Origin of the sequence: Bradyrhizobium yuanmingense, assembly GCF_900094575.1 — a bacterium.
In the GTDB taxonomy this organism is placed as follows: Bacteria; Pseudomonadota; Alphaproteobacteria; order Rhizobiales; family Xanthobacteraceae; genus Bradyrhizobium; species Bradyrhizobium yuanmingense.
Genome location: NZ_FMAE01000015.1, coordinates 41,895 through 52,506, shown reverse-complemented (window position 1 = coordinate 52,506; position 10,612 = coordinate 41,895). Strand labels below are relative to the sequence as shown.

General features: G+C 57.0%; 7 protein-coding genes. All 7 read left to right on the top strand.

All coding sequences use genetic code 11. The features are described from left to right. A partial coding sequence (locus GA0061099_RS34570; RefSeq protein WP_208604913.1) for a transposase occupies positions 1-309 on the top strand: 309 nt, incomplete at its 5' end. A gap of 1,432 nt (positions 310-1,741) precedes the next feature. Next, positions 1,742-4,153, top strand: coding sequence for a 2-aminoethylphosphonate--pyruvate transaminase (locus GA0061099_RS43025; protein ID WP_199751054.1), 2,412 nt, complete (start codon positions 1,742-1,744; stop codon positions 4,151-4,153). Between the two features lie 31 nt (positions 4,154-4,184). Further along, a complete protein-coding gene (rtxC, locus tag GA0061099_RS34555) occupies positions 4,185-5,243 on the top strand; it encodes a dhydrorhizobitoxine desaturase (protein WP_036030775.1) in 1,059 nt (352 codons plus the stop codon). Then, on the top strand, positions 5,240-6,058 hold the full coding sequence (locus GA0061099_RS34550) for a gamma-glutamyl-gamma-aminobutyrate hydrolase family protein (protein WP_036030772.1): 819 nt from the start codon (positions 5,240-5,242) through the stop codon (positions 6,056-6,058). The genes rtxC and GA0061099_RS34550 overlap by 4 nt, the downstream gene beginning before the upstream one ends. Positions 6,059-6,067: 9 nt before the next feature. Next, positions 6,068-7,090, top strand: a complete 1,023-nt coding sequence (locus tag GA0061099_RS34545; RefSeq protein WP_244621007.1) for a DMT family transporter — start codon at positions 6,068-6,070, stop codon at positions 7,088-7,090. After that, entirely contained in the window at positions 7,087-8,373 is a 1,287-nt protein-coding gene (locus GA0061099_RS34540; protein WP_036030765.1) for a hypothetical protein, read from the top strand. The genes GA0061099_RS34545 and GA0061099_RS34540 overlap by 4 nt, the downstream gene beginning before the upstream one ends. Beyond that, positions 8,373-9,701 (top strand): glutamine synthetase family protein, encoded by a 1,329-nt coding sequence (locus GA0061099_RS34535; protein ID WP_050996218.1) that lies wholly within the window; start codon positions 8,373-8,375, stop codon positions 9,699-9,701. The genes GA0061099_RS34540 and GA0061099_RS34535 overlap by 1 nt, the downstream gene beginning before the upstream one ends. Positions 9,702-10,612 lie beyond the last annotated feature (911 nt).

The window sequence follows — 10,612 nt, the reverse complement described above, 5'->3', positions numbered from 1 at the left end:
CTGCGGGCCAGCCGTATGGCCAAAGCTGCTGATCTCGTCGAGCAGGCGGTTCACGAGACGCTCGCCTACTATGCCTTTCCGGACATCCATTGGCGGAAGATTCGAACGAACAATCCGCTCGAGCGCATCATGAAGGAGATCCGGCGACGAACCCGTGTCGTCGGCGCCTTCCCCGACGGTCAATCCTGTCTCAACTTAGCGGCGGCCCGGCTGCGGCACATTGCCGGAACGGCGTGGTCGACCAAATGCTACATGAACATGCGACCGCTCTATCAGCCACAACTCTCTGAAACCGGAGCCGTCGCCTGATCAAAAGTGCGAAAGATTCTGGACAGTACCTTTCGACCGCGCTGTAGACCGCGTAGAACGCGAGCTCGGATCAACGAGCGGGCCTGGCCTGCGGAGGAGTCAAAGCGAGCAGAACGGCACGGAAGTGACTATCGTCGAACCAGAGTGCCTCATTGGCGAGGTACTTGCGCTCACCGAGTGCTGGTGATGCGCGGCTCGCCGGCTCAGGCTTTTGAGCCGCCGTAAACCACGGCACGTTCGCCGCCGCCGTGATCGCTCGGTGAGATGTGTCACGGCGAGGGGCGAACGATGGTTGCTGCCGGCCTAGCGATCAATTTGAAAGATGGACCCGCGCCGCTCATCTGGACGCGGCTCGATGCACTCCTAGCAAATCAGGACAACATGCTCTGTCGCACGGTCACTCGCCGAAAGGTGCCGCACTGATCCTTCCTAAGCGGCCAGCATCCAAAATCGCCCAATCGCCATCAAGTCGGACTGGACCGCAGTCTGCAAGTGTCGCGCTATTCAAGCGCAAGGACCTGATAACAGCAAGGCGATGCAGGATGATCTCGCCGGCACCGCGGAGAAGCTCCGCACCTCCACATGGCGCTTTGGCCAGGACCGTATGTAAACGGGACGACTAGCCCTCACTGCGGTCCAGCTCGCGCTTGCAGTCAGAATGCTTACGATGGGTCCAGCGATTCAACCCCGCTGTGAATCCTCTGTCCTCTGCTGCTTACGTCAGCTTGTCACCGCCAAATGGGAGTACGTAAGAAAAAAATTCACGTGAGAAAATCCTCGGAGAGGGTTGAACCGCCCGTAACGTCAAGTTGTACGATCTCGAAATCGACAGTCATCAGCGTCACAGATCCTCCAACCAGCGACGGAGTGCAAATGTATCAAGTCCAAAACAACGCATTAGCCTCCCGCTGCCAACTACGATCATCGAGTGTGCCATGCATTGATCATCCGGGCACGTCGAGTCCTGGCTGCATCGCCTTGCTAGCGTAAAGCGTGCTGGCTCACACGTAAATCGTCAGCCGACTGGCGCTTAATAGCTGCAAGAGGGCGATCGCGCTCAAGCTTGCACATACGTGACAGTGGATGAGAGGGTACGCCGGCGCCGGTTGCGTCCGAGTGCTCAGTGCCAAAGGCTATTTGGGAGGTCTGAAAGGCATCAATGAGCCGCTTTGTGAAACATCGCTCTCTAGCCGCAACGAGATGTGGAGGTTGTCATCCGACAGCCGTTTCGGGCGCCACCACGAAACGCGTCCGCGATCCATGTCGCTTCATTCGAAGCTGTTGATGAGGAATGGGAGGCGCGCGACGGGGCTCTCCGGTGTGCGTACTCCGGGTCGTGGACGAATACAATGTTAGGAGGAATGGTTTGACAAGACAGCGGTCTTTGCTGACGCCTGGTCCATTATCGTTATCGCTGGCGGTCAGGAGCCAGATGCAGCTTGATCTCGCGTCTCGCGATGACGAGTTCAAGGAAGTGACCGCCTCCATGAGGCGGCTGATGCTCAGCTTGCTGGGGAACGCTGAGGCCTATTCGGTGGTGCCTATTCAAGGAGGCGGCTCCTTTGCAATGGAGGCTGCCCTATCTTCATTTGTGTCCCGAGCCCACAGGCCGCTCGTTTGCGTAAACGGCGTCTATGGCGAGCGCATTTTACAAATTTTGCGGCTGTGGGGTGTCGAAGCACTGAAGCTTGTCAAGCGCGCGACCGATCCGTTGGATCCGGAAGAGATCGGCGAGTATCTGAGCCGAAATCCCGGCGTTACGCACCTGTGTTTCGTGCATTGTGAGACGACAACCGGAATCGTCAATCCGCTGCATGAGATCGTGGAGGTGGCGAGGCGACGTGGCGTAAAGACCATCATCGATGGGATGAGTTCCTTCGGCGCCCTCAATATCGATCTGAGCCAGCGTGGACCTGACGTACTGGTCACATCGAGCAACAAGTGCATAGAAGGGCCGCCGGGAGTAGCGTTTGTCATCGCCTCGCGCGAGCTGCTGGAGAATGCGGCTCAAGAACCGAGATCGTTTGTGCTCGATGTGAGAGATCAATGGCGCTCGCTCGAGCGGACGGGTGAGTGGCGGTCGACCCCTCCAACCCACGTCGTTCAGGCAACGACAATGGCTTTGAAGATTCTGCACGAGGAAGGCATCGATGCCAGGCGCTTCAGGTACGAGAAGGTCAGAGACGAGCTCATCAAGGAACTCGAAGGGATAGTGGCTCCGCTGTTGTCTCTCGAGTTGCAGTCCCCGGTCTGTGTTGCGTTCAGTGCGCCGCCCGGAATAGTGGACCAGCAAGGATTCGATGGGCTGTATCGCCACTTGGCGGCCCACAATCTTTACGTCTACTCGAAGCTGCATCTTGCCACGCGAAGCTTCCGGATTGGTTGCATTGGGGAAATCCAATCCAGCTGGATTGAGCAGTTGGGATGCGCCTTTCGTACATATTTCCGGTCCGGTCAGGCTCGGTCAGCAAGACCTGCGTCGGGCCAAGAGGCATATGGCGCGCGCGTAAAGATGTCGGCTCAAGCAGCTGGGGACCGGCAGCTGCCGCTTTCCGCCGAGACTGCTGTTCTGCATGCGGGCTATCGACGCGACCCGGTGACGAAAGCCGTCGCAGTGCCGATTTACCAGAATACAGCTTATGAACTCGATGGCGATCTAAACCACATCGCTGACGTCTACAACGTCAAGGCGGATGGGTTCACCTACACGAGGATTATCAATCCGACGACTCGCGCGCTGGAGAAGCGCTATGCCGCCGTCGACATGGGCAGCGACTCGCTCGCCGTTGCGTCAGGTCAAGCGGCGACGTTCCTTGCCATCATCAACCTTTCAAGTGGCGAAGTAGGGGACAATATCGTTGCCTCTCCGTATCTATATGGCAATACCTGGAACCTGCTCCACAACACCTTAAAGCGTTTGGGAATCAGCGTGAGGACAGCAGATCCCCGAAGGCCCGAGACGTTCGAACGTGCCATTGATGATCGCACGATTTGCCTGTTCGGAGAGGTAATTTCGAATCCCTGTCTGATTCCGCTCCCCGTCAAACAGCTGGCGGAAATCGGCCGAAGGTACGGGGTGCCTCTGGTCGTAGACAATACGACCACGCCATTGGTATGTCGGCCGTCAGACCTGGGCGCTGCAGTTACGACGTACTCTGCAACAAAATATATATCCGGTCATGGCACGACCCTCGGCGGACTGATCGTTGACAGCGGCAAGTTTAGCTATCGGGGAGCTTCTCGCTTTCCCTTGTTCAACGGTCCCGACGAAGCGCATGGCGGAATTGTCTGGCACAACGCTGTGCGCGATGTCGATGATCTAGGAAAGAGCGAGTTTCTCCTGAAGGCTCGCATGACCTGGTTGCGCGATACCGGTGCGGCCATTGCCCCGTTTGCGAGCTTTCAACTGATCCAAGGGCTTGAAACGCTGCCGCTTCGCATGAAGCAGCACTGCGCGAACGCTAGGATCGTCGCCGGCGTTCTAAAGGAGCATCCCAAGGTGCGTCGCGTCTTCTACCCGGGGCTCTTTGAAGGCGCCGATCGGGAAATCGTCGATCAGACACTCAACACCGCATACGGACACGGGGCGATGGTCATGTTCGAAGTGGAAGACGAGCTGGCCGGGCGCAAGTTCATCCAGAACGTTGACTTGATGTATCACGTTTCCAATGTGGGAGATGCCCGCACGCTCGTGACTCATCCTGTCTCGACGACCCACACCACTGTCCCGCGGGAAAAGCGCGAAGCCGCTGGCATATTTGGCGGCTCAATCCGGCTTTGTGTCGGCATTGAAGATGTTAACGACATCTTGCGCGATCTGGACAAGGCGCTTTCCGCAATCTGACAACCTGCAAGGCGATCAGGAAGAGGTTCTCATGAATCAGGCAGACGCTTGGAAACTGAGGTCATCACGCTATGAGGCCGTTCAATTCAGTCGGGAGATCAATAAGCAGCTTTCGGAGCTAAGGCCGGACAACATCACGGGGGCCGCCTACATTGCGAAAGATTACGCTGCCATCACAGCGTGCACGCTTGCGACCGTGTCTGTCTCGTGGTGGTTCTACCCGCTGGCCGTTCTCCTGATCGGTGCCTATCAACGCGGATTGACAACCATCGCTCACGATGCGGCTCACCGCACGCTCGCGAGGAATACCACCTGGAATTATGTCCTGGGCATTCTGTTCGCTTCCTATCCCTTGTTCCAACGCCACTGGGCCTACCGGATCTCACATGTCTACTTGCATCATCCCTATCTCGGCGACCCGGACAAGGATCCCGACCTGAAGTTTTTCCTGGCCAGCGGCGTCTACGATGTGCAGCCTCCAGAGAGATACGCTTTCAACATCATCTGGAAGCCGATCTTCGGCGGCGCGACAGTAGCGTATCTGAAGTATCTTTGGACTAATCGTTTTTCGATCGAAGAGACCGAAGATCAGAGCCGCTCAGGCATACTTGTCGACAGGTATGGCTTCTATCTGTTCTGGTTCAGCATCCTGGCCGGGTCATATGCTCTTGGTCTGCTCCATATCGTCGTCCTGTTTTGGATCGTGCCCTATCTCACCACGTTTCAGGTCCTCGGCTGGTTTATCGAACTCGCTGAGCATTCACCCATGTGCGAAACAGAGACGCAGAACGTCTATCTCACCAGGAATCGTAAAGGAAGCTTCCTCGAACGAGCCATCCTGGGACAGAATCTGGATGAGTACCACCTTGAGCATCACCTTTCGCCCGGTATCCCGTTTTGGTTGTTGCGCAAGGCTCAGAAAATCCGAATGCAGGATCCAAACTACGCGAAGGTCGCCGCCACATGGGGCGGGCTCTTTGTCAAGGGACCTCAAGGTCAGCCTAGCGTCATAACTCAGTTGAAAGAGCGAAATCGGCGGCTGTATGAGCAGTCCGTTGCCGAGGTTCGCACGCGAAACAAGGTGGCGTGAGGTTGCAACAGCCCGAGCGCACCCAAGCCGTTGTCGGCGTCACTTCGAACCGTCTTCTGGCCGATGGTGTGCATCGCGACTGGTTACGGCGCAAGTACGTGCAGGCACTCCAGCGTCATGCGGGAGTGGCTTGTGTCATATTGCCGACCGTCGACGCGGAAGATGCTATGGAGGAGGTCGCCCCGGCCATCATGCGCCGGCTCGACGGTCTGGTCTTGACAGGCGATGAATCGAACGTGGACCCCGCAGTCCTGTCAGCGCCCGCGTCCTTTGCGGATCCTGATCGGCAGGATGTTGAGCCTGGGATCCTTGACCGTCCCCGGGACAGGCTCTCTGCCGTAGCCATAGAGAGCGCCATCGCCCTCGGAATGCCTATTCTGGGCATCTGCCGTGGGCTTCAGGAACTCAACGTCTATTTCGGCGGAACACTCCGCCCATCGCTTACGAAGTGGAGCCGAGAAAGCGGCGCCATGCATGCCGAGAAGCCAGATCGTCCCAGGGACCGTCAGTACGATGCCGCGCACCGCGTCAGGATATCATCCTATGGCGCACTCTTGCCAATCGCGCGAACGATCGAAGCGCAAGTCAACTCGCTGCACAATCAAGGCATCGAGGTGCTTGCCCCAGCGCTGAGGCGCGAGGCGTGGGCGCCTGACGGTCTGGTCGAGGCGGCTTCAGTGATTGGCGCTCCGACGCTGCAAATCGGTGTGCAATGGCACCCCGAATGGCACGTCTCAACCGACCTCCTCAGCAAGCAACTGTTCAAAGCATTTGGAGAGGCGTGTGGTGGGTACTGCCGCACTAAGAAGGGCTAGAGGCAGATCGTGATATTGCAAACGAAACGTGGCTCGCGCGAGCCGAAAGGTCCGTCGTCCGAAACCGACGCGCGCGCCGGGGCTTCCGAGAGCTCCGCCCGGCTTGGCGGGGACAAAAAGGGTGGACGATTGACGAGTGGCTTCGCTCTAGGAGTGTTCTTTGTGGCGCTTTATGTCGTTCTGAGCGCGGCAGGCGAGGTTTATGCGGCATCGTATTTTCAGCAAGCCGATGTGTTCGTGGCGCTCCTGCTGTCTTTCGCTGTGGTTTGTCTGACGTTCAACTTCTTGGCTCGCCACGAGGGAGCCGGAGCACGAGCCGGAAAATGGTCGCTCCTGGTCTTCGCCGCACTCAACGTCGTGACGGCGATCAGCTGGATCGGTCTATTTATAGGACTGAAATACGCTGAACCTGCGATCGTGGCCGCTTTCATGGTGGCGTTGGGGCCTGCCGCAACAGTGTGGTTGAACGCTGTGATCAGGCGCAGGGGCGCCCCGCCAACATCCGATATTGTCGTGAGCGCCGCGATTGCGACGATCGGGACTTACATGATTTGGATCTCGGCTACCGGCAATGCGGGTGTGGAGTGGGGGGCTCGATCGTCCTTTGGCATCGTCTTGGCCATCGTGGCCGGCCTATCGCTCGCCCTCACAAATATCCTTGTCAAGGTGCTTTTCGACCGTGGGTTTTCCGGCCGACAGGTGCTGGCGCATCGCTTTTATGGAACCATTCTCTTGCTGCTGGGGCTGGTCGACCATTCATCTATCGTGCCCGAGATCTCGCAGCATTGGTTTGCGATCGCAGCAATTGGACTGTCGACGATCATTTTGCCTTTGCTCTTGATTCAGCAGGGCATTCGCCGCGTAGAGCCCTTCACCGTCAACATGGTCCTGTCCACCGCCCCCATCGTCACCTTCCTGTTCCAGTACTTCGATTCTCGCATCGTGCCTTCGTCACATACGTTCGTTGGAAATGTCCTCATTACGGCTATCGCCGTCAGCAACATCTACTTGCAGTATCGGAGATCCGCATGAAAGAACGGAAATGTGTAGTCGTGGACGCATACTCTACGGGCCGCTACCTACCCGAGGAATTCAAGCGCTATGGAATTGGGACCGTGCATGTGATGTCGGCCGCACAGATTCCACCTATATTCCAGGCGCATTTCAATGAGGATCTGTACGATGAGGTCATTCGCCCCGGCGAGCGCATGGGGTATGATGACATCGTTGAATATCATCTTCAGGCGCTCCATGGCAGAGAAGTCGAGTTCGTTATCGCCGGCTGCGAGTCTGGAGTCGAACTCGCCGATTCGTTGTCAGAGCGGCGGGGCTTACCTTCAAACGGGACCGCTCTATCGGCTGCTCGGCGTGACAAAGCGCGATTGTCCTGCGCGCTGACCTATGCCGGTGTGCGATCGATCAGACAAGTCGTGTCGGACAATGCTGTAGAGATCGCAAGCTGGAGGCGCGAAGCGAAGTTTGACGAGATCGTGATCAAACCTCTGAATAGTACCGGCACCGAAGATGTATTCTTTTGCTCGACAGATGCTGATATTCAGCGCGCTCTAAGCGCGATTGTCGGGAAGACGAACCGTGTCGGAGCATTGAATCGTTTTGCCCTCGGGCAGGAAAAAATAAACGGTCAACAATACACCGTAAACGCCGTCTCGATCCACGGCGATGCCTTCGTTACGGAGGTCTGGACCTATGACACCGTTCCTATCGAGGGGGCATCATCGGTCTGCTCGCTCGAGAGGTTGTTGGACGGCAGCGAACCAATCGTTCAGGAGCTCTCCGACTACCTGAAACGTGCGTTGCAGGCACTTCAGATCCTCGAGGGACCGGCTCATGCCGAGATCATTGTCGATCATCGGGGCCCCGTTCTGGTGGACTTCGGGGCGCGGCTTCAAGGGACTATGTCGGCAAAAGCACGAACCATGGCGTTGGGGCATAACCATATCACGCTGACCGCTTGGCGCTACGCAGATCCCGGGGGCTTTGGTGAGTACATGAGGATGCGTGGGCCGTACAAGCGGAAAGCGCACGCACTCTGTGTCTCCCTGATCTCCGATAGGGGCGGTGTCGTTGCCGGCTACCCGGGACTCCAAGCAATCCGCAACCTCCCGAGCTTTGCGGATGCCATTGCATTCGTTCCAATTGGTGAGGAGCTGGTTCCGACCATCGATTTGGCATCGACACCAGGCATCGTCTATCTCGTGAATAGCGACATGAATCAGCTTAATGATGACTATCACAAGTTGCGAGCAATGCGGATGGACCAGGTGTTCGAATTGGTAGCGCGGGATAGCCAGTGATGGCAGCTGAAGCAACCTTGACCGGAGCGACTCCAGTCCGCGCGGCGATGATCGGCGTAAGCGACTTCGACGGAGTGCTGCGAGGCAAACACGTCTTAGGTGAAGATCTCTCGGGTCAAGATAAAGTCATAAAGTTCTCTGAAGCAGTGCTGGCGTGGGATTGTTCGGATCAGGTCATTCCGATCAGTTTTACGCAGCAGCCGTTATCAGCATTTGGGGATGCTGAGCTGCGTATTCTGTCTGCCACCGGCCGTTCGGTGTCTGATCTCGGCAATCAATACCTCTACCTCGCCGAGTTCACGGGCGCACATGAGAACATCTGCCCGCGGGGTGTTCTGCGTAAGGTCCTGAGAAGGGCTGCTGACCTCGGATACAGCTGCGCTGTCGGGTTCGAGTTTGAATTCATGTTGTTCAAGGAGAACGCCGATACAATTGAGGATAAGCCGTTCAGCGAATGGGTTCCTTTAACACGGGGCCCGTTCGGCTACTCGATTATGCGCTCCGTTGCTCAACATGAGCTGTTCGATGAGATCTTGGCGCTTTGTGAGAAAGCTAGAATACCTCTCAGCGGACTGCACTTCGAAACCGGACCGGGCGTGGTCGAAGCGTCACTTCGTCATTGTGATGCGTTGGAAGCTGCCGATCGAGCAACCATATTCAAGTCGATGATAAAAGCATGGGCGCAAAGGCGAGGCATGATGGCTACATTCATGGCCAAGGTTTCAGAGGATTGGCCGGGTCAGTCCGGCCATATTCACATTTCGATGTCCTCGGATGGTCAGAATGCGTTTTACGACGGCAATGCGGTCGGTAACTTCTCAAAGCTTATGAGGCAATTCATCGCCGGACAATTAAACTACATGAACGAGTTTTGTGTGCTCGCTGCGCCGAACTTCAATAGCTACAAGAGGTTGGTGCCTGGCTGCTGGGCACCAATCTGTCCAAGCTGGGGAGTTGACAACCGCTCCTGCGCAGTTCGCGCTATCTCGGGAGAGCCATCCATCCATCGTCTGGAATATCGGCTGTCTGGCGCAGACGTGAACCCTTATCTTGCGCTCGCATGTGCAATTGGCTCCGGGATATTGGGAGTCGAGACAGGTGTGGCACTACCCGCGTCGATCGCCGGTGATGCAAGCGTGGAAATGACTGCGAGACTACCTCAAAGCCTATCAGAGGCAACTTCTCGTTTCGCACAGTCAGCAGCGGCGAACGAGATTTTCGGAGAAAGGTTTGTTGAAGCATTTTCTTGCTCGCGCCGTTGGGAATGGGACGCCGTTCAAAATCGAGTGACCGACTTTGAACGTCGGAGATACTTCGAGATCATCTAGCTTGTCTTGACAGTTCTGTGCCTCATTCCTCTCGCAGCCATGTGAAGGGAGCGTCCCTCGTTAAGGAGAACCGTGGGGAGCTGATGAGGTCTGCTGCCAACTGCTCTGTGGCCGCAATTGCGACTGCTTCGGTGCGATGCAGGTAAGCTGTGCTCGACTTTGTCCAGAAGGAAGGCAAAAGGGGAATATTTGTCCAGTGGGGCGAAGCCGAAGAGCAGGACGCGGACGCTGTAGCCGAACCGCGGAGCCCCGCGCCCGAGACGAGGTTGGCGTAGATCGGTGCTGGCCAGGACGCGCCCGCGCGGCGCTCTGAATTCCCTGCCGGCGAAGAGGGGCCAATCACTTTTGGTCCTGGATTCATGAGAGCGAGAAATGCTGCGTAGTCTATTTCGCGAAGATGCGTAAAGGATTGTCCCACAAGCGCCGCACGAGGGTATCGCGCAGAACCGCCCCAGCATATCTTGGGATGCGCGCGTACAAAGGCTGCAACAATGATCTTGCCTTTATCGGCTTCGAACGGGTGAGCGCATCACGCGAAAGGCCAAAGAACTTTAGGGAAGGCCGTAAGAAAGTACGCCTCCGGTGAGGGCCCCCGGTGAGGCCGCCTTCGCTGGACAGCCGATTTGCGATCAAGCAGCGTGAGTGACGCACGCGCGCTAGGACCGGAACGTCGTAGGACGCGATCTCTCGGTGAGTTGAATGGTCGTCTCGCCCCTGTCCTTCTGATCGGTCGCCTTGAGCGACGTCTCCAGCAGCTGTCCTGATGGGTGCCGTTTTAGGAAAACCGTGCCAAGCTAGCCAAGCCTTAAAGACATGGCAGAGCTTGCTCTTGGCGGTGCAGTTGAGTCAAAATGAGCGGGTCGCCACTAAAAGTAGCCGAGTTGGGATCAACAGCGCGCTACATTGCTGCG